This window comes from Eggerthella sp. BIOML-A4 (assembly GCF_009875575.1).
Taxonomy (GTDB): Bacteria; Actinomycetota; Coriobacteriia; order Coriobacteriales; family Eggerthellaceae; genus Eggerthella; species Eggerthella lenta.
Map to the genome: position 1 here is coordinate 13,532 of NZ_WWRX01000010.1, position 25,396 is coordinate 38,927.

The 25,396-nt window shown below is 64.6% G+C and carries 12 protein-coding genes; 7 read left to right on the plus strand and 5 right to left on the minus strand.

What is annotated here, in order from left to right:
* The gene (locus GT613_RS11295) at positions 1 to 720 is read right to left on the minus strand and encodes a LytTR family DNA-binding domain-containing protein (protein ID WP_009608757.1); all 720 of its coding nucleotides are present in this window, start codon (positions 718 to 720) and stop codon (positions 1 to 3) included.
* Between the two features lie 265 nt (positions 721 to 985).
* Here GT613_RS11295 and GT613_RS11300 point away from each other — a divergent pair, with 265 nt between their 5' ends.
* Positions 986 to 2,281: a GHKL domain-containing protein gene (locus GT613_RS11300; RefSeq protein ID WP_009608722.1), complete on the plus strand. Its 1,296-nt coding sequence runs from the start codon at positions 986 to 988 to the stop codon at positions 2,279 to 2,281.
* 111 nt (positions 2,282 to 2,392) lie between these two features.
* Positions 2,393 to 13,894 carry a fibronectin type III domain-containing protein gene (locus GT613_RS11305; RefSeq protein ID WP_009608731.1) on the plus strand — a complete coding sequence of 3,834 codons (11,502 nt, stop codon included), beginning with the start codon at positions 2,393 to 2,395 and terminating at the stop codon, positions 13,892 to 13,894.
* A 260-nt stretch (positions 13,895 to 14,154) separates the two neighbouring features.
* Here GT613_RS11305 and GT613_RS11310 read toward each other — a convergent pair whose 3' ends face one another.
* Positions 14,155 to 15,810 carry an FAD-dependent oxidoreductase gene (locus tag GT613_RS11310; protein ID WP_009608760.1) on the minus strand — a complete coding sequence of 552 codons (1,656 nt, stop codon included), beginning with the start codon at positions 15,808 to 15,810 and terminating at the stop codon, positions 14,155 to 14,157.
* Between the two features lie 294 nt (positions 15,811 to 16,104).
* Here GT613_RS11310 and GT613_RS11315 point away from each other — a divergent pair, with 294 nt between their 5' ends.
* The 3 genes from GT613_RS11315 to GT613_RS11325 all read left to right on the plus strand — a co-directional run bounded on the left by GT613_RS11315 (position 16,105) and on the right by GT613_RS11325 (position 18,892).
* Positions 16,105 to 17,655 carry a helix-turn-helix transcriptional regulator gene (locus tag GT613_RS11315; RefSeq protein WP_035577212.1) on the plus strand — a complete coding sequence of 517 codons (1,551 nt, stop codon included), beginning with the start codon at positions 16,105 to 16,107 and terminating at the stop codon, positions 17,653 to 17,655.
* A gap of 192 nt (positions 17,656 to 17,847) precedes the next feature.
* Positions 17,848 to 18,093 (plus strand): hypothetical protein, encoded by a 246-nt coding sequence (locus GT613_RS11320; RefSeq protein WP_009608764.1) that lies wholly within the window; start codon positions 17,848 to 17,850, stop codon positions 18,091 to 18,093.
* On the plus strand, positions 18,080 to 18,892 hold the full coding sequence (locus tag GT613_RS11325; RefSeq protein WP_009608745.1) for a hypothetical protein: 813 nt from the start codon (positions 18,080 to 18,082) through the stop codon (positions 18,890 to 18,892). Before GT613_RS11320 ends, GT613_RS11325 begins: the two co-directional genes overlap by 14 nt.
* A gap of 109 nt (positions 18,893 to 19,001) precedes the next feature.
* Here the strand turns inward: GT613_RS11325 and GT613_RS15780 are convergent, their stop codons facing one another.
* From GT613_RS15780 to GT613_RS11340, 3 genes are all read right to left on the minus strand, one after another.
* Positions 19,002 to 19,430 (minus strand): peptidylprolyl isomerase, encoded by a 429-nt coding sequence (locus GT613_RS15780; RefSeq protein WP_009305051.1) that lies wholly within the window; start codon positions 19,428 to 19,430, stop codon positions 19,002 to 19,004.
* 205 nt (positions 19,431 to 19,635) lie between these two features.
* On the minus strand, positions 19,636 to 20,070 hold the full coding sequence (locus GT613_RS11335) for a peptidylprolyl isomerase (RefSeq protein ID WP_009608716.1): 435 nt from the start codon (positions 20,068 to 20,070) through the stop codon (positions 19,636 to 19,638).
* Complete coding sequence (locus tag GT613_RS11340; RefSeq protein ID WP_009608737.1) at positions 20,067 to 21,350, minus strand: glutamate-cysteine ligase family protein; 1,284 nt, start codon at positions 21,348 to 21,350, stop codon at positions 20,067 to 20,069. Before GT613_RS11340 ends, GT613_RS11335 begins: the two co-directional genes overlap by 4 nt.
* 137 nt (positions 21,351 to 21,487) lie before the next feature.
* On the opposite strand from GT613_RS11340, the gene GT613_RS11345 reads away from it, so the two are divergent.
* Positions 21,488 to 23,338: a nucleoside-diphosphate sugar epimerase/dehydratase gene (locus GT613_RS11345; protein ID WP_009608723.1), complete on the plus strand. Its 1,851-nt coding sequence runs from the start codon at positions 21,488 to 21,490 to the stop codon at positions 23,336 to 23,338.
* Positions 23,339 to 24,305: 967 nt separating this feature from the next.
* On the plus strand, positions 24,306 to 25,370 hold the full coding sequence (argC, locus tag GT613_RS11350; protein ID WP_009608759.1) for an N-acetyl-gamma-glutamyl-phosphate reductase: 1,065 nt from the start codon (positions 24,306 to 24,308) through the stop codon (positions 25,368 to 25,370).
* Positions 25,371 to 25,396: the final 26 nt, after the last annotated feature.

The window sequence follows — 25,396 nt, forward strand, 5'->3', positions numbered from 1 at the left end:
CTACCTCCGCACGTGGGTGAACAGGTAGTCGAAATAGCGGCTGCGCGCCTCGGCGCGCGACGAGCGGCGCACGGGCAGCTTCGAGCCGTCGTCCATGAGGAAGCAGCCGTCGTCGGTGAGGTCGTCCACGTGGGCGAGGTTCACCATGATGCCGCGGTTGCACGCGAACAGCTGTGGGTACGGCGCCACCATGTCGGCGAGCCGGCCGAACGACTGGCGCCAGCGCAGCGGCCCGTTCGCGGTGCTGAGGTTCAGATAGTGCCCGTCGGCGGTGATGGAGCGCACCTGCGACAGCGGCACGTTGATCACGGCCGACCCGTCGTGGATGCGCAGCATGGTCTCGTCCCCGGCGAGGCGCTCGATGGCCTCGTCCAGGGCGGCGGCGATGTCGTCGGGCGTGAACGGCTTGGTCAGGTAGTGGAACGCGCGCACGCGGAACCCGTCCACGGCGTGCTCGCTGGACACGGTGGTGAAGATGATGAGGCCGGGGTAGTTCTCGCGCCGCAGCCGCTCGGCTATGTCGATGCCGTTGGCGCCGTCCAGGAAGACGTCCAGGAACACGAGGTCGAAGGCGAGCGCGTCGGTCGCCTCGAACAGGTCGTCGCCGCCGTGGAAACGGCATAGCTCGCAGGTGCGTCCCCGCTTGTCCAGATGGGAGCGGATCGCGTCTTCCAGGGTTTTGGCATCGGGCGCGCAGTCGTCAACGATGGCGATTCTCATCGGTCTCTTTCTTCGATACATGCCGGCAGGGAGGGGTTCGCCTGAACGGCGCATATCGGTTATACGGCGCGTCATGGAACCTCCTTTCCATTTTGGCGGTATCGTCGAAAAGCGACGGATGTTTTCGTGCCAGATCGGCGCGTTTCGTGCCAGACTGTGCATGGACGGAAATCGCCTACGTGCGGTCGGGTCGTCTGGCGAACAGTATAATGCAACGCGCCGCCCTGGAGCGGACGGGTGGACGGACGGAAAGGGAAAGATGGCGATGGAAGGGGATCTGCCGACGTTCGTGCTGCGCTTGGCCGGGCTTGTCGTTGCGTTGTTCATCATGTACGCGTTGACGGAGAGCCGCTTCGGCCGCGCGACGACCTTCGTCGCGTTCGTCGGCGGCGTGGCGCTGATCGCGTTGGGCAACTTCGCCGTGTTCTCGCTGGCTGGTCCTGAGACGTTTCTGAGGTTCTACCCCCTGACCGGCAACGTCGCAGCGTTCGCGCTGCTGCTCGGCATCGCGCGGCAGCGGCCGCTGGTCGTGGCGTTCACCATCCTCACGGCCATCCAGTTGAACGCCGTCATCGGGATGCTGGGGCATGCCGCGTCGCTGACGGTCGATCCGACGCGGGCCTTGGCGGTCAACCTGGCCGTGCGTGCGGTCCTCGCCGTGCCGTTGGTATGGGCGACGTTTCGCTTCTTCCGGCCGTACTATCTGGAGGCCGCGCGCACGATGCGGCGCGGATGGGGGCTTCTGTGCCTGATACCCTTGGCGTTCTACGCTTTGTTCTACATCGTGTACATCGTGGGCGCGGTGGAGGGCGAGGGTATGCGTATCGCCATCGTGATGCTGGCGCTGGCCATGGCGCTGGCCGGTTACGCCATCGTGTTCGTCGCCCTGCGCGAGCATGCGCGGCGCACGCAGCTCGCCGAGGCGCAACGGCTGTTGGAGGAGCAGGCGAGAGCGTTCGAGCGGCAGATCGAGGCCGTGCGCGCCTCCGACGAGAAGATGCGCCTGCTGCGCCACGACCTGCGCCATCATCTGGGGATCGTCGCGACGCTCGTACGCGCCGGCGAAGACGAAGAGGCGCTCGCCGCGCTGGGAGGCGTGGACGAGGCGGTGGAGGAGGCGGCCGTGCGTCGCTGGTGCGAGAACGCAGGGGTGAACGCCCTACTGGATTTGTACCTGGGCCGCGCCATGGCCGCCGGCGTCCAGGTGGAGGCGTCGTGCGACGTGCCGCGCGACCTGCCGGTGAACGCGCTCGAGTTCGCCGGCGTGTGCGCGAACGCCGTCGAGAACGCCGCAGCCGCTTGCGCCGACCAGCCCGCCGGCGAGCGTCGACGCATCGCGGTGCGCATCGCGAGCGAGCCGCGTTTGGCGCTGGAGGTGGAGAACACGTGCTGCGGAACGGTGCCTCTGAATTCCGAGGGGCTTCCGGAGCCGCAGCGGCCGGGCCACGGCGTGGGCGTGCGCAGCATCGCCGCCTTCGCCGAACGGCATGGTGCGCATCTGACCTGCGAGGCTGCCGAGGGGATGTTCCGCCTGCGCCTCGTCCTGCCGAGCACCCTTTGATCGGATGCGTTTCGTGCCATAGGAACCCCTTTCGTGCCTAAGAACGGTTTTTACCTTCGCACCTCGGTAAACTTTGCTTGAAGTGTGTTTCCTGCGAGAACGAGGTGCGGTATGGGTCAAGTGTTGAAGCGCGAGCACGGAGGCAGGCGGGCGGCGTTCGCGGCGCTGCTGACGACGGGCATGCTCGCCGCGTTACTCGCGTTGACCGGAATTGCAGCCCCGGCGCCCGCCTACGCGGCCGACCAGCTGAAGGGCACCGGCACGGCCGACGACCCCGTGCTCATCTACACCACGGACGACCTCATCGCATGGTGCGACAGGCTGAACGCCATGGGCGAGGTTCAAGAGCGCCAGCAGCACGCGCGCCTTATGGACCACCTCGTCGCTCCTGGTCCCGACGGCACGGTGCACGGCGGCGCCGTCACCGACGACGTCATCGACGAGATGAATCACCCCGACCTGCAGGCGGCGGAACTCGACGGCAACGGCCACGCGATCGAGCTCCAGCTCACCAGCGGCGAACACGGCGCCCTGTTCGCAACCGGCGGCCAGCCCGGCGGCACGGGCACCACGAAAGTCAAAGACCTCCATTTCGTCGGCTCGACGAAGCATGCGAATGTGGATCGCGGCGATTCCGCAGCCACGCTGTTCGAGACTATCGGCGCCGAGGGCGACACCTCCAAAGACCGCCAGCTCAAGATAGAGGATTGCACGAACCAAGCGTCCGTATGGGGCGACCAGGCGTCCGGCGGCCTCATCGGCTCGTTCTTCGACAACGGAACCGGTAGCATCGTCATCGAGCGCTGCGCGAACTTCGGCGAGATCATGTCCGCGGAGGGGCATGCCGGCGGCATTGCGGGCAGCATCGTGCAGTTGGGCGACACGGACCGTAAGGGCCGCGTGAAGTACTGCACGAACGACGGCCTGGTCAAGTCGATGGGCGGCTCGTTCAAAAGCAGGTTCGGACACGACGGGAAAAGCGATAACGGCTCGAACGACAAGCTCGGCGGTTCCGCCGGCGGCCTGGTGGGCTACCTGTCTTTCACCGAGGGCGTCGGGTTCGGTTTGGGGACCAGCTACAACCGGGGAAGCATCTACAGCTTCAGCGGCATCGGCTATACCGGCGGCCTGGTGGGATACCTGGACACTCGCTACAATAGCTGGGTTTACGTTCACTCCTGCTACAACAAGGGCTCCGTTCAGCCCAACGCCACAACGACGCAGTACGCCGCCGGCCTGTTCGGCCATGCCGTGTCCACGCAGATCAGGGAGTCGCTGACCGTGACGGAAAGCGCGCCGTGGGGCTCCGTCAGCGATACCACACGCAACGGCACTTTGATTTCTTCGGGTGAATTCAGCCGCGGTTACGCCACGGATTACTTGAACGACGACATGTACACCGGCTCCAAGAAGCTTTCGGGCGTCGGCGAGGGCAAGAATGTCACGGTAACGTTCATAGACCCCACGGACGGCTACACCTTTGAAGAGTCCGTTGAGTGGAACGAGACCACGTCTCTGAAGACGTTCTCCTCCAAGATCGAAGGCTACAGGTTTGCCTACTGGACGCCCGATCCGCCCGACGAGGGCGGTTTCTGGAGCAACCCGCCCCGGGAGTTCAAGTCCTCTGATGCCAGCGACCCGGGCCAGCGCATCTACGGCGGGGACGTCACGCTGTACGCTTACTACGAGCCCTCCGTGGCTACCGTGGAGTTCGACTTGAACAGGCCCGACGGAACCGGATACAGCTGCTCCATGAATCCGGAAAACGGGAAGAAGACCGTCGTGAAGGACGAGCCGGTGGGCGCGCTGCCCACGGCCACCTGCGTCAATCCCAAGGACAAAAACGACACTCGCGCATTTCTTGGCTGGGCGACCATGAAGGACGGAAACGACCCGAAGGCGGAATGGATCAGCGAAAGCTCCGATAACCTGTACGATTACCGAGACGACGAAAACTACACCGTCACGCTGTACGCGCAGTGGGCCGAGGCAAGCCTGCCGTTCGAGATAACCCGTCAGCCCGAGAACTGCACGGTTCCCGCCGTTGCCGAAGGCGTAAGCCATGAGGCTTCCTTCGATTTCTATACCACCTACTCGACGAGCCCTTCGTACGGCTATTGGGCGCAGCTGCAGTACCGGAAGGACCGGAAGAGCGAATACAAAAACGTCGAGAACCTGCGCCTCTCCGCCGCCCCGAACCAGTTCTTTTTCGACCTTGAGTCCTCTAAGCAAGCCGAAGGGGACTACCGCATCAAGATAGAGTATTACGAGAACGGCAACACGATGGGCACGCTCTACACCGGTTCCGCGAACATCGTGATGGGCGTCCCGCAGTCGGAAGCGAAGGTGACGTCCATCGCGCTGAGCGAGTACACCATCTTCAACGATGACAGCGCAAGAGACGAGGTTATGGACACAGAGTCCTACGACGTCAAATTCAAGATAACGAACGATTCCCTCCAGACGCTGGTGGGCGACAAGACGGGTGAGTTCAGGCACCGGGTGTGGATAGAAGGCGGCCCCAGCAACACCTCTCCCGGAGACGATATGTACCTGGACAACGAGCTTTCCGGCACGCTGAAATACCAGCATTTGAAAGAGGGGCAAACCTACACGCTGTGCGTGTCCCGCCGGTTTTACCATTCCAACATCGACGGTTCCGGCTACAAGGGCGAAAGCGAGCCGTACCGCGTTCCGTTCACGGTGCCCTACGCTGACAGCATCCCGGCCGAGATCGGAAGAGTGCTGGTGACGGAGGAGCCTGTGGTGGAAAACGGTGTAGTGCTCCACTGGCCCTCCTCCGACAGCAACGTGAACGTCAACGCCCCGTTCAACCTGGCCTCGAACGTGAAGTACCAGCATGCGCAGCCCGACGACCGCCAGGTGTTTGCCCAGTGGCAGTATTACGTAGGCAAGAGCGGTTGGATCGACGTGCCCGACGAGCTGTTCGCCAAAGACGAGCAGGGCAACCCGATTCGCGGCGTTGCGTGGAAAAGCGATCGCAAAGAAGCGCGCGCGTACGCTACGCTGAACGCCGAGGCGAAGCTGAACGGGGCGTACTTCCGGGTGAAGCTGTCCACGCCGCCGGCGGCCGTCGACACGATAAGCGAAAAGTCGTATAAAGAGCTGAACGTGACCGTTCCCGAGCCGGAGATAACGAACGTCGAGGTGACGAACGACACGCATGTGAAGGCTGAGTGGGAGTGGAAAGACGCTTCAGGGCGCACGGTCCCGACCGAGGGCTACTATGTGAACATCGAGCGCAAAGAGGACTCGGACAACTGGGTAGAGGTTGACCGCAACCGGGTGTATGGGAACACCTATGAAGTCACGCTCGACCCGCAGCACACCCAGCAAGAGCACCGCGTATACGTGCGCGCCGACACGGACGGCCTGAAGGGCTCGTCCGCGAAGCAGGATTTCGCTACCAGCGGCAAGGTGGGAATCTCGTGGGAGAACGAATACGCCATGTGCTACCTTCCTGGCGACCATAAGAGTTCTACCATCAGCGTGGACTATGACTGGGCGGACTACAACGACGGCAAGCATGTCGTCCAGTACACGTGGATGCTCAGCAAAGAGAAGTACGTCGACACGGCGTTCTACGACTTCGTCACGACCGAAACCGACGAGGTGAGGTTCCCGGAGGACTTCGAGAGCCCCGATCAGCCGTGGGATCCGAGGGAAGCGCAGTGGGTGTGGGTGCAAGCCATCGTGATGAACCTTGACGACGAGGGCAACCCGACGTACGGCATTTCGGAAACCATGAGGACATCGGCGACCCTTCCCGTCGTCCACAACACCACCAAGCCGCAGAACCTGGACGTGAAGGATATCGGGTCGCACAGCGTGACGGTTTCCTGGGACGCGCCTGCGGAGGGCTTCACGCGCGAATACGAGGTGGACCTGGCCGGCCACAAGCGAATCGTTCGGGCGGAAGAGGGCAAGACGCACTATGAGGCGACGATCGACGATCTGGGCGGTTCTATTTCCTATGACGGCCTGTACGTGAGCACCGCCGATTCCCGCAAGGCGAAAAGCACTATCGCCACAGCGCAATACAATGACGGCGAGCGGATCAAGACGCTGCCCACCCCCAGGGTGGGCACCTGGACGGCTGCGGCCAACGTCAGCGAGGCCGACCTGGGCGACGAGCTTAAGCTTTCGGCCGTGTACACGCCGGAGAGCGGGAAATTCCCGAATGGCGATGTCGAGGTGCAGTGGTACTCCTGGCGCGAGGGCGACAAGGATTGGCAGCCCGAGGGCGAAAAGGTTAGGTATAAGGGCGACGGCCAATCCCACACGGCAACCCTGAGCCATACGGTGACCTCCGCCGATTACGGGCGTCAGTGGAAGCTGGGCGTGAAGGCGAGTTCGCCCGACGAGTCGGTAACGGGAGGATCGAACGTCGTGACGGTGGCCATCGCGCCGCCCGCGCCGACGGATGTCACGTGCGACGCGCCGACGCCTGCGAGCATCCCGGTTTCGTGGATGCCGGTTGCGGATGCCGAGGGGTATCAGATCAAGTGCGCGAAGCTGGATGCCGACGGCAATCCGGTGAGCGCGACGACGTACTCGGCGGCTGCGAGCAGCCTGACGCCGGACGATACCGGCAAGCTGCGCTACGAAGTGCCGAACCTTGAACCGGACACGGCCTACCGGGTGAGCGTCGCCGCGTTCGCGCATGGCGTGACCAGCGACTTCGTGGCCGCGCCAGACGTGACGACGCTGCCGACGCCCACCATCGACGCGCCCGTGTTCTCGCAGGTTCCGAAGTCGGTGCAGGTGGAGGCCGGCAAGGATGCGACGTTCACGGCGCAGGCCGGCGTGGGCGACGGCGGTGCGATCTCGTACGCCTGGCAGCACAAGGGCGTGAGCGAGCAGGAGTTCACCGCTGTCGAGCCGGGCGACAAGTACGCCATCGCCACCGACCCGGCCACCGGCGTGACGACGCTCACGGTGAAGGGCGTGGGCGCGGAGCAGGTGGGTGCATTCCGCTGCGTGGCGACGAATAGCAACAGCGGCCAGACGGTGAGCGCTGCCAGTGCAGCGGCTTACCTAGCCGTGACTCCCGTTAAGCCGACGGATTTGAAGTCGCGGGCGACCAGCCCCACCACGGGTGAGGTTACCTGGAAGGCAAACGGCGAAGTGCGTCGTTTCGTGGTGCGGTATTCGCGTGTGAAGTTCAATGGGAAAGACGTTGTAGAACCCGAGCGCTCCATGGTTGTCACCATTCCCGACGACGCCGCGGAAGGCGCATGTCAGCTTGATGGGCTGGAGCCCAACTCGGAGTATTCTGTCTTGATAGACGCCGCGCCGCAGGGAGGGTTCATTGCTTCGGGCAGCCAAGTAGGAACGTCCTTCACCACGCCGCTTGCGAGCGGGCTCGAGACGGCCACGGTGTCCCCGGACAAGGAGCTGGTGGAACCCGGCGAAACGGTGACGTTCAAGGTGACAACGAACGTGGACGGCATGTTGCCGGAGCAGCTGGAGTACCGTTGGCAGCGCAACGCGTTCGGCGAGGCGTGGGTCGACGTGGAAGGCGAAGACGGTGCGAAGAAGGAACTTTCCGTCACGGCGCCCGAGGGCGGGTCGGTTGACGGCTATCGCTGCATCGTGACATCCACGAGAACGACGATCGGCGAAAACGGCAAGGTAGTGGGCATCGACCAGAAGAGCGTGACCAGCTCCACCGGCTTGCTGCTGACGAGTGTTCCCGTGGCGCAGCCCGTGCAGCTTGCGGCCGAGCCGGACATCGTCTCGGTGCATCTGAGCTGGGCGAGCAACGACGTGCGTCCCGTCACGTACCAGGTGCAGTATGCGGAAGGCCCTAAGCCGAGCGAGAACGACTGGATAACTGTGGACAACGTGGGATCCAGCACGTCGTGCGACGTGGAGGGCTTGAAGGCGAACACGGTGTATTCCTGGCGCGTCCAGGCCGTGGTGCGCGATGAGCTGCAGTCCGAGTGGGCTCAGGCCGATACGTTCACCACGCTCGAAGAGCCCAGCGCGCTGGCCACGGTGTCGGTGACGCCGCGCTGGGGCGAGGCTGTGGCGGGTACCCCCGGAAACATCGTGTACACGGCGATGACGAACTTGGACGGCGTGGAAACCGACGAGACGCTGTCGTATCTGTGGCAGGAGAGCGCGACCGGTGATGAGTGGAAGGATATCGAAGAATTCTCGGGCACGGCTGCGAAGTTCGCCACGTACAACGCGCCTACGGTGAATACGAAACCGCGCTCGTGCCTGTACCGCTGCGTCGTGACGGCCAGCAAGGGCGGCGATGCGCTGAAAACCATAACCAGCGAGCCGGTCGGCTTCAGAACGACGGCGAAGCCCCCTACCTCGTTGCTGGCTCAGGACATAACGGCGGCCACAGCGGATCTGTCGTGGGAGGGCTCCCTTGTCGACGGGCTGTCCTACCGCGTGTTCTGGCGCGCATCGGGAGTCGCCGAATGGGCTAGCTCGGCCGACCTGACGGAAGCGAAGTATACGCTGAACGGCCTCATGCCCGCCACCACCTACGAGTGGTACGTGCAGGTGATGGACAACAGCGAGCCTTCGGCATGCTCGGCCACGTCGTTGTTCGTGACGCAATCGTTGTCGCCGATCCCTCAGCTCACGCGTGTGGTGGTGGGTCCGGTGGACCAGACGCCCAGCGCGACCGAGAAGGCGAAGCTCACGGCGTACACGAACGTGGACGACATGCTGAGTACAGGCGCGACCATGACCTACAAGTGGGAGAAGCGGGATCTGGGTTCGAATCCCGATGATCCCAATGCATGGACGACGCTCGAAGGCAAGACGGCGCGCGTGATAGAGCTTGGTGAGGGCGCGGTCGGCTATGTGCGCTGCACGGTGACGTATGCGCCGCCTACCAGCGTGTTTGCGCAGCCGCTGTCCAACACGTCGGTGATCAGCACCAATGAAGCGCGCGTGCGCGTCATGCCTGCAGCACCGAGCGGCCTGACGGTCAGCAACATGAATCAAACGACCGCTGCCATCAGCTGGACTCAAGGCGCGAGTGGCGTTGCATTCGACCTCACGTATCGCGCCGTCGGCTCGAGCGAGTGGATCAGCGCAAGGATAGATTCGGGGAACGCCCTCCAGCTGACCGACTTGAAGCCGGGCACGGTGTACGAGTGGGCCATGCGCTCCGTCGCCTACGGCGACAGCGCCGAACAGTTGTGCAGCGACTGGGTGACAGGTCCTCCGTTCACCACCCTGCCGGAAGAGATCGTGTTCTCGAGGGTCGAGGTCACGCCGAGCGCGAAGAGCGTCATGGTTGACACCAATCGCACCATCGAGCTCACGGCGAAAACCGATGCCGATAGCGACCACGAGCAGCTGACCTACCAGTGGCAGCGCCTTGATGGCTCCGATTGGGTGCCGGTGGACGGTGCGACGGATGATGCGCTGCAGGTTTCCGCGAAGGGCCTGTCGGTTGGCGCGCATACCTATCGCTGCGAGGTCACGGCCACGCGCGGCGTCAAGACGAAGACGCTCGACAGCAACGAGTCCGTCGTAACGGTGATGCCCGCCGCGCCGACTGATCTTTCCGTCTCCGATATCCATAGACTTTACCCTGATGATCCTAATCATACGAATGTTGAGGCCACGTTCCACTGGGCGTGGGACGGTGCCGTCGGTCAGCAGGACGAGGTGCAATTCGAGCTGAACTATCGAAAGATTGCAGGAGACGGTGCTTCGGTGGAGTGGAAATCGGTAACGTTCGACTACGACGAGAGCATGGCGTACGTGATGTCCTCGTTGGATGACGAGGATCTCACCTATCAATGGCGCGTGCGGACCGTGCAGAACGGCGTGGCATCGCCTTGGTCGGAGGTCGAAACGTTCAACACCACGCTGAAAGAGCGCGATAACCTCGATTGGGTGGAGGTGACGCCGTCCGACAATCTGGCAAGCGCGACCGAGGCGGTCACGCTCAAGGCGACCACGAACGTGGACGGCAAGGTGGATCCTGGCACCCTCGCGTACGCGTGGGAGCAGTGCGAACTCACGGTCGATCCTCGCGATAAAAAGACAACTTGGACGACAATCGCGAACGAAACAGCGGACACGATAACGCTTCCTGTCGACACGAACCGCTACGTGCGCTGCAAGGTGACGCAGACCATCGACGGCGTGGCCGGCAACCCGGTGGACAGCAATCCGGCGCGCGTGCGCGTTGAGCCTAAGCTGCCGTACGATCTTTCCACATCGATATACAGCAATTTTAGCGACAACCCCGGCATCACGCTTCGTTGGAAATGCGACGACTCGCGTAAAACGACCGATACGGTGCTCGGCTTTGACTTGAGCTATCGTAAGGTTGGCGCAAGCGAGTGGGTGGAGGTGCCGTGGAAGGCCGGATACCATCGGGGGAACGGTTCCTACACCTTGCTTCCCAATTATCTGGAGCCGGATGCAACTTACGAATGGCGCGTGCGTACCGTGCTGAATGATAATATAGAAGGTTGGAAGGGCGGTCCCCATACGGAGTGGGTGGACGGTCCGAGGTTCACCACGCCGAAGGTCGCCGCCACGCCGATGAGGGCGGCGGCGGTTATCGGCAACGGCCGCACCCTCGAGTTCACGGCCATGCCCAATACCGTCGTAACGAACGACAGCCGCGAGAAGAAGTACCAGTGGGAGCGCAAGGAGGGCACGAGTTGGGTATCTGTGCCGGACGCGACAAGCGAAACGCTGAGCATCGTAGCAAACGACGCGACTGCGGCCGGAACGAGTAGGTATCGTTGTAAGGTGAGCGTGGGTGACGCTTACAATGTGTATAGCAGCGAGGTCGCCTGCACGCTCGCGCCCGCCGCGCCTGCCGGCCTGGCGGCATCGGGCATCTCGTCTGACGGGGCTGAGCTTTCCTGGACGTGGGAAAAGGGCGGCTTGTCGCAGGCCGACGAGTTCAAGGTTCTTTATCGCGAAAGCGGTGCGAGGGAGTTGACGACCGCTACGGTTGCGGGCAATGCTCGCGAGTTGGTGCTTGAAGGCCTGAAGCCCGAGACGGTCTACGAGTGGCGTGTGCAGGCCGTGCAGAACGGCGTGGAGTCGCTTCCGTCGTTCGCGAACCTGTTCGTCACGGCCTCGGAGCATCCTGCCCTGAAGCTTGAATCGGTGCTGGTGGACCCGAGCGACCAGGCGGTGGAGCCGAATGCGTCGGCTACGGTGAAGGCCACTACGAACCTCGACGGTATGGTAGGCGAGGGCGAGCTTGCATATATGTGGGAGAAGCGGGCGCTCGATTCCGATCTCAACGATCCCCATGCGTGGACGAAGATCGTGAACGAAACGGGCAGTAGCGTGACGCTTCCCGTCAAGACGAGCGGTTACGTGCGCTGCCAGGTGACGTACACGGCCGACGGTTCCGCCCCGGTGGCCAGCAACGAGGCATCGGTGCGCGTGCAGCCTGCCGGTGTTCCGACCGGCCTGGAAGTGAAGGATATCGGCGACACGACGGCGACGTTCACATGGGGCGGCGCGCTGCCTGACGGCGGCTCCTTCACGCTGCTGTACCGGACGGCTGGCGCGGACGCATGGATCACGGTGCCGAAGCTTACGGCATCGCCCTGCACCGCTACCGACCTTGCTCCCAACACGAAGTACGAGTGGCGCATGTGCGCGGTGTCGGCCGACGGCGTGGCGTCCGCGTGGGTCGATGGCCCTGCGTTCACCACGACGTCGCCGGACGGCATGCTTGGCAGCGTGGTCGTTGCTCCCGAGCGCGTGGATGCGGTGGCGGGCGACAGCGCGCTGGTCGACGACTTCCTCGCCAAGGCTTCCGGAGTCGGAGAGGGCCAGTCGCTGGCGTACCAATGGCAGGTTCAGCTGGCCGGCACGTGGACGAACCTGCCCGGCCAGACGGGCGAGCGCACCCATCTGTCGCTCGCCAACCTGGAGGCGGGCGAGTACTCCCTGCGCTGCGTTGTGACGGCGACGGCGCCGGGCGGCAAGTCGAAGACGATCGAGAGCAGCGAGGTGACGCTGGCGCTTTCGCCGGCAACGCCGAGCGGCCTTGACGTGCGGGAGGCGACGAGGGATACGGCGACGCTTGCGTGGACGTGGGCGGGGCCGGGAACGGTCGATTCGTTCAACGTCCGGTACCGCGAGGAGGGTGCAACGGATCTGGATTGGGTTGCTGTGCCTGCGGAAAAGATCGATCCTGCGAGCATGACCTGCACTATCGAGGGTCTTGCGCCCGGCACGTCCTACGAGTGGCAGGTGCAGGCCGTACAGGGCGGCCAGGTGAGCAAGTGGGCCGCCAGTGGGTTCGTCACGCAATCGGGCGGGTCGCTCAAGGTCGCGCGCATATGGCCGCCCGACGTGGCGGTTGCGGCAGATGAACAGGCGAAGTTTGCGGCGTTCACGAACCGCGGGGATGCCGATGATGTCTCGTACGAATGGCAGTACCGCTCGCTCGGTTCTCCCGAGGACGCGTGGGAGACTATCCCCAATGCGACGGGTCGGATCTTGAAGCTTGATGCCAACACCACCGGCTACGTGCGCTGCGTGGCCACGCAGGCGCCCCCGAGCGCCGGGGCGGCCGAAGTCGCCGGGGCGGCTGAGACTCCTGAGACTCCTGAGGTGGCCGACGTGGCCGAGGTCGCCGCGTCGAATGAAACGCTGGGGATGAACGAAGCTCCCGAGGCGAACGAGACGAACGAGCCGCTTGCGGTGACCGAGGCGGATGAAGCGCCTGAGACGAACGAGGCGCCCGGAACGCCTGAGGTTGCCGAAGTTGCCGAGACGTTCGCGGCACCGGAGCCGGTCGTCGTGGTCAGCAACCAGGCGCGCGTGCGCGTGACTCCCAGCGTGCCGAGCAGCCTTGCGGTGGGCGAGGTCGGCTTCACGGACGCCGCGCTTTCGTGGGCGGCCGCCGATGTGGACGGCGCGGCGTTCTCGCTGGCGTACCGTGTTGCCGGCAGCTCCGAATGGACGGAGATTACCGGTCTGACTGTTCCTGCGTGCGAACTGGACGGTCTCGTTCAGGGCGCCTCCTACGAGTGGCGCGTGCAGGCGGTCTTAGGCGAGGGTGACGACGCTTTGGCGTCGGCGTGGGCGTACGGCGAGTCCTTCACCACGCAGACGATGAAGGCCTACCAGGTGACCGCCGGCGCCGACGGCACGTGGAAGCCGGGGCAGCCGGGTCTGGCGTTCGCCATCGACGCGCCGCGCGACAAGTTCCTGTCGCTGGCGGTCGACGGCGCTGAGCTCGCGCTGGGCACTGACTACACGGTTTCAGACGAGGGTATGACGGTAACGCTGTCGCCCGACTACCTGGCCAAGCTCGCCGAGGGCAAGCACGAGCTGACGGCGACGTTCGCCGACGGGGCGGCCTCCGCATCGTTCACCGTGGCCCCCGCCGATCCCGGCCCGACGCCCAACCCGCCGAGTCCGACCCCGCCGGATCCCACGCCCACGCCGAACCCGCCCACGCCGAACCCGCCGACGCCTACGCCGCTTCCAGACAGCGGCGGCAAGGCGCTCGCGCCCACGGGCGACCCGCTGACCGTCGCGTTGCCGTTGGCGGGCATGCTGGCGGCAGCCTGCGCGGCGGCGATCGCCCTTGCCGCGATGCGCCTGCGCAAGCGCAGGTAAGCGGCAGCCCGAACGTCCCAACGTCCTGGAAGGTGCCGACCCCTTCCAGGACGTCGTCGCTTGAAAGCCTCGATTTTGCCGTTGAAAGCGAGGCTTTCCAGCGACGACGCGCACTGAAACGCTCGGCTCACATGAAGCAGGCCGAGCGTTCGAAACCGCATCTTTGCCCCGAAAACGCGCTCCACGCGCTGAGGCGCGTTCTCGGGGCGCCGACGGTCGCGGGAGAGCCGGGGAGGGGGTCGGCTCTCCCCCGCGACCTGCTACTTCTCGGCCACCATGCGGCCGATGACGTATCCTTCGGTGTAGCAGCGGCCCAGCGACAGGCCGAACACGGTCAGCGGGTAGTCGATGCCGCCGTAGAAGTGGCCCGAACAGTTGCCGATGGCGTACAGGTTCTCGATGACCTCGCCTTCGGGCGTGAGGCACTCGTGCTTCGCATTCACGTCCACGCCCGAGCAGATGGCGCTCATGCGCACGTGGCGATGGATGCCGTAGAAGGGCGGGGTGTCCACGGGAACCAGGTAGTTCGCCGGCTTGCCGAAGTCCTCGTCCTTGCCGGCTGCCGCCAACTCGTTGTAGCGCTTCACGCTGGCGACGAACGCGGCCTTATCGGCGATTTCCAGCTTGTCGGCCAGCTCCTCAAGCGTGTCGGCCTTGAACGTGTTGATCTGCCCCTCGAACACGCCCTCGCGCTCCACGTCCTCCTCGGGCATGTACACTTTCAGGCCCTCGGGATCCACCAGCTTGCCGGGCCACTCGGCCGCCGCTTCCATGTAGTTGCTGTCGAACACCTGGCAGTAGTGCCCCGAATCCTCCTTCGAGCGCAGGTAGCAGTTCAGAAGCGACATCTCCACGGTCTCGTTCACGAAGCGCGTTCCGTCCATCTTCACGGCCAGGAACGGCATGTCGCACATGGAGGCCGGGCCCGCGTCGAAGTCGTGCAGCATCTTCGTGTGCGCCAGGTCCTCGATCTTGCCGCCTGCCCACACCACCATCTTGTGGCCGTCGCCGGTCTTGTTCGTCTGCTTGGGCTCGAAGTTCGTCATGTCGGGCTGGTAGTAATGCAGCATCTCCTCGTCGTTCTGGTAGTCGCCGCACGCCACGATCACGCCCTTCGAGGCGTTGAACTGCACATGTCCGTCCTTGCCCTTCGCGATGACGCCGGTCACTTTGCCGCCGTCGCCCGTGACCAGCTGCTCGGCGGGGGTGGAGTAGAAGATCTCGACGCCTTCCTTCTCGGCCGTGGCGGCCAGCGCGCGCATGCCGTCGCCGGTGTTGTAGGGCTTGGGGCCGAAGAACGAGGTGACGAAATTGATGTCGTACCCCTTCTTGTTGATGAGGGGCATATGCTGTTGATTGCCCTGGTCGATCACCTGTGCGCCGCCTTCGAGCGATTTCTCGATGACCCACTTCACAGCCTCGCCGGAGTTCTGCGCCCACAGCTCTACCAGTTCGCGATTCGGACGGTGCTGGCTGTCGGCGATCAGCTGCGATACGAGGTTGGCGATGTCGGCCGGGTTGCTGGTGGCCAGGTCGATGCCGCTGCCCGAGTTGCCCTGCGCGATGGCCTGCGATTCCTTCTGAAGCAGCGCCACCTTCGCGCCCGCCTCGAAGGCCGACAGCGCGGCCGGCACGCCCGATGCGCCGGCGCCGATGACCACCACGTCGTAGTCCTTTGTCTCCTTGACATCGGTGATGGCCTCGGGCGCGGTCAGGAAGCTGGGCATGCCGGTGCGCAGGTGCCCGGCAGCCGTGGTGGTCTCGTCGGTCGTGCTTGTCGTGCTGGCCGAGCCTGCGGAGCCCGTCCCTTGCGGCGCGCATGACGCCAGTGCCCCGGCGCCCACGACGCCCGCTGCTGCGATGCCTCCAAATTTGAACAGATCGCGCCTGCTGATTCCATTGTTATGCTCGTGCATGATGCCCTCCTAGCGTGTCGATCCTTCGCGTTCGCCCAGTTTTTTCGGGCGAATCCCTCGAGATGCACCATAGCCCCGCGGCGCGCGCCTGTCGTTCGTCCACGTGCCGGGAAACGGGGATTATTTTCATCATCCTTGCCTATCATCCCATCGTTGAGCAGGCAGTATGAGGGATCGAGGCTCTGGTCGAGGTGCGGAGCTCCCTGGGCATAGGGCGATAGTTTCGCTAGAATGGTGAACCATCGAAACACTGGGGAGGGGGTGCCGACGAGGGCAGCGCGTCGGCTCGATGCTATGGAAAACGACGAAACGAACGGATCCGGGACGCTCGATCGATCCCAGGAGGATGCGGAGCTTCGCTTCGCGGACGACGAAGCGGTCGGCGTGCGGAAGGCCGACGCGCCCGCGTGCGAGGACGGCACCGTTGCGGGCGCACGGGCGCCGGGTCCATTGCTGCCGTGGCTGCCGTCCATCCCGCTGTTCTTCCTCGGGCTGGGCGTGTACCGTGCGTGGATCGAGATCGTGTTCGTGGGCTCGTTCGTCGAGTTCCCCGCAGCTGCTGTCGCGGGTCACGACGCGTTCGATCTCGTGATGATAGCCACGATGTTTTTGTGCGCCGCCCTTGCCAAGCGTATCGGCCCGCTGTTCGGAAAGCGCTCGTTGTACGCCGTGTCCGGCGTTGCGCTTACGGTGTCCACGCTGTGCATGTTCGCGTCCATCTGGATACCGAGGTCGGCGGATGCGCTTGCCGTGCCGGCGGTGCTGTTGGGCGGGTTTGGCATCGCGCTCGTCATTCTGCTGTGGTCGGAACTGTACGGCTGTCTCAATCCGTTTCGCGTCGCGCTGTACTATTCGGCGTCCATGATCGTGGCGGCGCTCCTCATTTATTTGTGCAGAGGCTTGCTGTTACCGTGGCTCGGCGCCGTCGTGCTCGTGCTGCCCGTCGTGTCGCTTGCCGCCTGCGCGGCGGGGTTCCGCTCGTTGCCTTCCGGCGAGCTTCCGCGCGCCAAGCCGTCGAAGTTTTCGTTCCCTTGGAAGATCGTGCTGCTCATGGCCATCTACGCGTTCGCGTACGGGCTGAAGGAATCGTCGATGTACCAGTCGACGTTCGGCCCGCATTCGGCGTTCGGCACGCTGGCGGTGGCCGCTATCGTGTTCGTCGGCGTCATAGCGCGCGGCGGCAAATTCGACTTCGGTGTGATCTACCGCATCGCGTTGCCGCTCATGGTGGCGGCTTTCCTCATCTTGCCGAACGTGGGCGTCCTGGGGCAGGCCGCGTCCGATTTCTGCACGAGTGCGTCCTACACCGCGTTCTCCATCCTCATCATGCTCATCATGGCTAACCTGTGCTATCGCTACGGGATGTCGGCCGTGTGGCTGTTCGGCATCGAGCGCGGCGTGCGTGCGTTGTTTACCCTGTTCGGACGCCAGACCGAGCAGCTGTTGGGCGCGCCGTCGTTCGGACTGGCCGGATCGGATGCCGTCGTCAGCGGGCTCGTGGTCATCCTCGTGGTGGCAGCCACGATGATCCTCTTCTCGGAAAAGGAGCTGTCCAGCCGCTGGGGCGTGTCGTTTCTGGGCGAGGATGGCACGGCGGGCGACCGGGCCATCGTAAAGAAGCAAGAGCTGGCGAACCGGTGCCAGGAGCTGGCGCGTTCGTACGGCCTGTCGCCGCGCGAGGAAGAGGTGCTGCTGTTGCTGGCGCAGCGCAAGACCGTGGGCTCCATCGAGCGCGAGCTGTTCATTGCGAACGGCACGGCCAAAACGCACATTCGCCATATCTACCGCAAGCTCGACATCCATTCGCGCGACGAGCTGTCCGATCTGCTGGGATTATTCGAATAATTTAACAAACAAATGTTCGTATCATATGCTATACTGTTCTCGAACGAAAGAACCAGTGCAAGCGCTGAACCCGACGCCTCCCGAAGGACGGGCAGCCCATAGATGACCGCGGTGTTCCACGCGATCCGTACCACGCTTGCAGGATCGAGCATCCTCCCACGCCCTGGAACACGGTAAACGAGGTGTCGTGCTATGCCTGCATTCGGAAATCAAACGTCGTGCTCCTACCCTGAAACGCTCGTGCTCGTCGAGGCGCTGCCTTTGTGCCGCATCCTCGCGTCTGATTGGCCGGGAGAGGGGGTTTCGGCCGAGTTTCCCCTGTTCGACGAGGAGGTTGAAGAGGAAAGCATGCTCGCGCGCCCGTTGCGATGCGCCGTGGTCATGCCGTGCGCCGAAGCGTTCGCGCTTCTGGAAGAGGTCGGTCATGTCGGATGGTAGCGCCTGGGAACGCGAGGCGCTTTCCATCAAGCAGGTTCCTTCGCTGCAGGCCCTGTTGCGCTGCTGCGACGAGCGGCTGCTCGTCCGCGCCATCGTCGAGGAGCATGCGGTCCTGGCCGGCGATTGGGATGCGCTTCCGGCGAAGCGCAAGCGGGCGGCCGAGAAGCGGTTGGCGGCCACGTTGGCCACGATGCGGGGCCTGCCGCTCGACAAGAAAGGCGCACGGGGCAGCCTGCTGCTGCCGCACGAGTCGTTCGTGCTGCACGCGCGCAGCGGCTTGATCGAGCGCCACGTGTCCGCGGCGCTGCTCTCGCTCGACGACGTGCCGCTCGCGCGCAGGGCCGTCCAGCGTTCCGATGCCGCGACGCCGCCCGGGGAAGCCGAGGGGCCGCAGCCGCGTCCCTACACGCTCGATCCGTGGGAGCGGACGCTTGCGAGCCGCGTGTGGCTGGGCGGTTCCCGGTGCTGCCGCGAGCGCTACCTCGTGCTGGCGGCAGCGTTCTGGGAGATGACGTACTTCGGGTTCGAGTACGAGCGCGTCTGCGCGCGCCGTGCCGAGGAGAAGGCGCGCCGTCTGGTGGGGAAGGACGTGCCCGGCGAGCGTCCCTCGGAGCCTCCGCGCACCGTGTCCGACGAGCGGCGCCGGCAGGCGGAGGGGTTCGGGCTCGTGGAGCCCGACCGCTTCGAGCTCGACTACCGCGATAGCATGATCGTGCGAGTCGCGCAGCTCAACGACGACAGCCGCAAAGCCCTTTGGCTGCTGCTGCTCGACGTGGCGCGCCGTCTGGGCAAGGCCTGAGCGGCAGGGGCTCGTTGAAGCGATCGTCGGAGAGGAGGATAACGGGGCGAGAACGGGAACAGGCGCCCGCAGGCGCCTGTTCCCGAACGAAGCCGATGCCGTCGACGTGCTAGTCGGCAACCTCGACGAGCGTGATCTCGAAGTTGAGGTCCTTGCCCGCCAGCTCGTGGTTCATGTCGAAGGTGGCTATGCCGTCTTCGATGGAGCGCACGAACACGGGGAAGGGCTGGCCGCCCGGGCCCATCATGTACACGGTCTGGCCCACGGGAAGCTGGTCGCCGTTCGGGATCTGGTCGACCGGAACCTGCTGCACCATGGCCTCGTCGCGCTCGCCGTACGCCTCGGCGGCGGGGATGTGCACGTTCTTCGTGTCGCCTTGCGCCATGTCCTTCACGGCGGAGTCGAACCCGGGGATCATCTGGCCGGCCATGCAGGTGAACTCGATGGGCTCGCCGCGATCGACGGAGGAGTCGAACTTCGAGCCGTCGTCGAGGGTGCCCGTGTAGTGGACCTTGACCTTCTTGCCTTCGTTGCTCATCAAGAGCTCCTTTCGAGAGAATGCAATGCCCATCAGTCTACCCGAGGCATTCCGGCTTTCCCGTTCGCGGCGCGAAACTTGCTCCAAGTCGCCACAAGTCCGTAACCGAGCCTTCTGCCATCCTGGAAGGAGGTTGCGAGGCCCCTGCTCCCTTCGCCGCTGCGCTCAGGATGACAACACGCCCCAGCTCCAGTCTCCCGCGGTGCTACCGTTTCGGGAGATCGCGCACGTCGAGCAGCGTGATCTCGAAGTTCAGCGCCTTGGCGATGGCATCGTGGTTGAGGTCGAACACGGCGCGCTCCTCGTCCAGCTCCACGAGTCGTGCCGGATACGTCTGCCCGTCCGGCCGTTCGAGGCTCATCACGTCGCCCACGGCGAGCTTGATATCGGCCGGGATCTTCGCGCGCTCCACTTCGATGACGCGCTCTTCGGTGCGCTTCTCGTACGCCTCGTCGGCTCCAACGCGGACGCGTTTCGTTTCGCCCACGGCCATGTCGCGCACCGCGTCGACGAACGCGGGCGGCATCCATCCGTCTGCGCAGGGGAACTCGATGGGCTGCCTCGTCTGATCGATGAAGGTGGCACCGTCGTCGAAGTAGCCGCGGTAGGCCACCTTCACCATGCGATCCTCGTTGCTCACGCCCGTTCGCTCCGTTCCGCGAGGTCGGCCAGCGTCACGCGGCGCGCGACGAGGTCGGCGAGCGGCTCCAGGAAGCCCTGCTCCTCGTCGGCAAGGCCGTCGCGCGCGATCTTCACGATGCGGTCGCACAGCTCGGCGACGGGCCGTCCGAACACCTCGGCTTCGTAGCCGCTCTCCATGAGCGCGTCCTGCGCCGCCAGGTAGTCGTCGCGCCGCACGTCGGCGAACAGCCCGTCCATCGCGTCGAGGCTCGTCGGCGCGTAGAACAGCCCCTTGATCAGCGCCGCGTAGGCGATGACGTAGGGGATGGGCATGGCGTCGGCGGGGCGGATCTCGATGTAGGTCTTGAGGCGCACGTCGGTGAAGAACATGGACACCGCGTGCTCCACCTCGGCACGCGTCATCGTGCGCGCGGCGTAGATATCGCCGAACGTGCGGTCGGAGTAGCACCACCGCTGCTGCTGGCAGGGGATGAGGATGGCCACGGTGTCCAGGATGTACTCAGCGTAACGGCGCAGGTCGAACGAGGGGTCCAGCACGTCGGGCACGAGGCCGCATCGATCGTTGTCCACATGCTGCCAGATGTCCGTGCGCACCAGCTGATGCTCGCGCGGCTTGCCTTCGAACACGGGTGCGTTGTCGCACATAAGCGAGAGCATCGGCACCAGCGCGAACGCCAGCCGCAGCTTGCGCAGGCAGTCGGCCGTGCTGGTGTAGTCGATGGACACCTGCGTCGAGGCGCTGCCGCGCATCATGCAGGGGCCGTAGATGTCGCGCTCGCCCAGATAGAGGTTCATGAACTGGTAGCGGCGCTTCGGGATGAGCTCCAGCGAGCGCGCCGTGGCGGAGGGATGGTAGCCGATCGCCAGCGCCTTCTCTCCCGCGGGCTCCAGCACGTCGGAAAGGCGCTGCGCGAACCCTTCGAACGTGTCTCGCGCGGTCGCGAGATCGGCGAAGGGGCCGGCGGACAGCTCGATCTGCGCCGCGGGCTCGATGGTGACCGCCTCGCTCGGGCGGGCGACTCCCAAAAGGTCGCCGTGCTCGTCGGTGGTGGTGCGAGGATAGTCCGCCTCCAGCTGGCGCAGCACCCACGCCACGCCGTGTTCGCCGCTGTACGAGACGGGGCTCATATCGTCGTGCACGATGATCTGCTCCAGCTCGATGCCCAGCTCACCCGGGCCGCCGAAGGCTTTGATGCCGCTTTCGAAGTAGCTGACGATGGCGTTGATGTTGCTTTCGCGTGCAGGCTGCCCCTGCCCGGCTGCGGCTGTTTTATTCATGTAGCAAGCTCCTGAACTTCGCGTGTCCTGTGCAATCGTGCGTTACTTTGTATACAATACCGCTTTGGTCGCCGCGCATGGCGACATGTCGGCAAATCCATATCGTTTCGCTGCCCTACTCGAAGACGAGGCCCGGTTTGGACGCTCATATCACAAAACGCACAGCGATTCTGCTGCTGCTCGATATCGTTGCGACGTACGCCGCGTACTGGCTCGCATCGCTGCTCACCGACGTTGAGGGCGAAGTGTTCGTCAACAACGAGATCTACTTCATGCTGGGCATCCTCGCGCTCATCAACGTGGCCGTGTTGGGCTTGTTCCACCTGTACAACAACCTCTGGGAATACGCCAGCGTCGACGAAGCCATCCAGATCGTGCTGGCCGTGGTGCTGTCCACCCTGGTGGGAGCTGTGTTCTTATGGATCATCGACGTGCGGCTTCCCATCCGCGTGTTTTTCGTCTCGTGCTTCATGCTCATATTCTTCATGGGCGGCATCCGTTTGATCTTCCGCGTCATGCGCCAGAAAAGGCGCGCGCTCGTCTCCACGCAGCGCATGTGCGACCGTCCGCGCACGCTCGTGGTGGGCGCGGGGGAGACGGGCTCGCTGGCAATCGGACGCATGGCCTCGAAGGACCCGCTCATGCCGGGCATCCCCATCGTGGCCACTGACGACGACCCCACCAAGCGCGGTTCGCGCATCCACGGCGTGAAGGTGGCCGGCTCCACGAACGACATCGTCGACCTCGTGGACAAGCACAACATCGACCAGATCGTCGTGGCCATCCCGTCCTCCACGCCCGAGGAGCGCAAGCGCATCTACGGCGAATGCACGAAGACCGACTGCAAGCTGCGCACCCTGCCGAACGTGCGCGAGCTGTCGCTCGACGAGATCGGCGACGTGCGCCTGCGCGACGTGGACGTGGCCGACCTTCTGGGCCGCGAGGAGATCATCCTCAACACGCGCGCGGTGTCGGGCTACATCGCCGGCGAGACCGTGCTGGTCACGGGCGGCGGCGGCTCCATCGGCAGCGAGCTGTGCCGCCAGCTGTGCAAGGTGGCGCCCGCCCGCATCGTCATCTTCGACATGTACGAGAACGACGCCTACATGCTGCGCAACGAGCTGCTGGCCGAATACGACGACATCGACCTCGTCATAGAGATCGGCAATGTCTGCGACGAGGCGCGCCTGAACGAGGTGTTCTCGAAGTACCGACCCGGCGCCGTGTTCCATGCGGCCGCCCACAAGCACGTGCCTCTTATGGAGCAGTGCCCGCGCGAGGCGTTGCACAACAACGTGTTCGGGACGCTCAACGCGGTGCGCGCTGCCGACGCCTACGGCGCTGCGCGCTTCATCTTCATCTCCACCGACAAGGCCGTGAACCCCACCAGCGTCATGGGTGCCACGAAGCGCATGGGCGAGATGGTCATGCAGTACTACGCGCGCACGTCGAAGACCATTTTCTCCGCCGTGCGCTTCGGCAACGTGCTGGGCAGCAACGGCAGCGTCATCCCCGTGTTCCAGCGCCAGATCGCCGCGGGAGGCCCCCTCACCGTCACCCATCCCGACATCGAGCGCTTCTTCATGACCATCCCCGAGGCGTCGCGCCTGGTCATCCAAGCAGGCGGCATGGCGAAGGGCGGCGAGATCTTCATCCTCGACATGGGCGAGCCGGTGAAGATCGTCGACTTGGCGAAGGGCCTCATCCAGCTGCAGGGCCTCACGCCCGACGTGGACGTCAAAATCGTGTTCACGGGCCTGCGCGAGGGCGAGAAGATGTACGAGGAGCTGCTCATGGACGAAGAGAGCACGCTGCCCACCGACAACCACTCCATCCTCATCTCCACCGGCCAGGAGATCAGCTACACCGAAGTGGCCGAGAAACTGGACGAGCTGGAAGCCGCACTCACCCTCACCGACGAGGAAGCCGTCCACGTGCTGGAGAAAACCGTCTGCACCTATCGCCACACCCCCAACAAAGCATCCTAAAGAGGAGCGCTCCTTTCGAGACGCGTTCGAACATGGACGCGTCGCATGCCCGGCGCATCATCGCCCGAAAAACACGGAAATCGCCCGAAAAGCGTGTTTTTCGGGCGATGATGCGTGCGTAGCTAAATCTTGGTAAGGTCGAGCCGATACGGGAGCCTTTTCCCACCTCCGGCTCGTCATGTTCGTCGTTCAGATCGCCAAACCGCAGGTTGTACGAACTTCCTGTCAATGCATTCTCGAATTGGGATAGCCATATCGGTTGGATCTTACCAGGCATGCGCAACCGACGTCGCGTCGCGCGCAGTCGGGCTGCGAAGTCGGTTGCGGCTTGTGAGGCGAAATCCGGCCTCATGCGGTAAAGATCGATCGGTTTGGCAACCCTGAAGGGGCTCGAGTCGCCGTCTCGACGGTCGAAGGTTCTTGTCTTCGCGCGTTTTGCCAGCTCGGAAAACCAGTGCGCGAAGAAAGCGGAGGCAGGGGATTACCAAACCGCTTCGATTTTACCGCGCGCGCACGGTTTTTTCGACACGAGGCCCATGGTGCGGTAGCGCAATGGGGCGGCGTTGCTTGGGAACCCAGAATCCGGGCAGAGAATCGCGGTTCGGGCGCGGTGTGGGGGCATCGCGCTTGCGCGTCGGCCCGCGCGCCCGGCCTCTCGCGTTCGCGCGCTGGTCCGCGCGCCCGATGCCTCACGTGCGCCCCTCCCGCACCTCTCCGCACCCCCGCACCTCTCCGCGCATCCCACACCCCCCTCGCACCACTCGCCCCCGCGCTCGATCCTCGTCCGGGCGGTTTGATTCTCGTGTACCAATTTGCGCTCGAATCTTGTCAAACGCTGCTTTCTTTCATAGGATGGTATGCATCATTCAAAACGCCTCATTTTTGTGCATATGCACAAATCGTAGGTGACGCAACGGCTTGAGCGTCGCGTCCGCGCATCGGACGACGGAAGACGAAGGGGATCGACATGGCGATCACGACAGGCATCGTTGGAGCGGCCGGTTTTGCCGGCATCGAGCTGATTAGGCTCGCGCTGCGCCATCCCGATCTCGATCTGCGTGTAGTCACGTCCAACGAGCTGGCGGGCACGCCCGTCGTCGCGGAGTATCCCGGCTTCACCGGCGCCACCGACCTCGCCTTCACCGCGCACGACGACCCTGCGCTCGACGCGTGCGACCTCGTGTTCCTGGCCGTGCCGCACACCGCGGCGCTCGCCATGGCCCCGCGCCTGGTCGCGCGCGGTGCGACGGTGGTCGACCTGTCGGCCGACTTCCGCTTGAAGGACCCTGCCGTCTACGAGCGCTGGTACGCCACGCCGCATACGGCCACCGACCTGCTGCAGCGTGCTGCCTTCGGCCTGCCCGAGCTGTTCCCGGACGACCTCGCGCGCGCCGCAGGCGCCCGTGCAGCGGGCGAGGGCGTGCTCGTCGCCTGCGCGGGCTGCTATCCCACGGCCACGTCGCTTGCGGCGGCGCCCGCCGTCCGTGCCGGGCTCGTGCGGCCTAACGGCGTCGTGGTGGTCGACGCCATCTCCGGCGTCACGGGCGCGGGCAAGAAGGCCTCGACGCGCACGCACTTCTGCTTCGCCGACGAGAACCTCGAAGCGTACGGCGTGGCGACGCACCGCCACACGCCCGAGATCGAGCAGATCCTGGGCCTGGAAGGCCGCCTCGTGTTCACGCCGCATCTCGCGCCGCTCAATCGCGGCCTGCTGTCCACCGTGAACCTGCCGCTCGCGTCCGACGCGCCCGTCGACGCGGGCGAGATCGTGGAGCTGTACCGGGACTTCTACGCCGACGACCCCTTCGTGCACGTGCTGGATGCCGGCACCATGCCGAAGACCTCGTCGGTGGCGGGCACGAACTACGCGCACCTGGGAATCGCCGTCAACGCGACGGCGCGCATGCTGGTGGCCGTGGGCGCTATCGACAACCTGGGCAAGGGCGCGGCCAGCCAGGCCGTGCAGTGCGCGAACGCCGTGCTGGGCCTGCCCCAGGCTCGAGGGCTCGAACCGATCTCCGTACCCGTGTGATGCGAATCGTCCTAGTAAGCTACAGC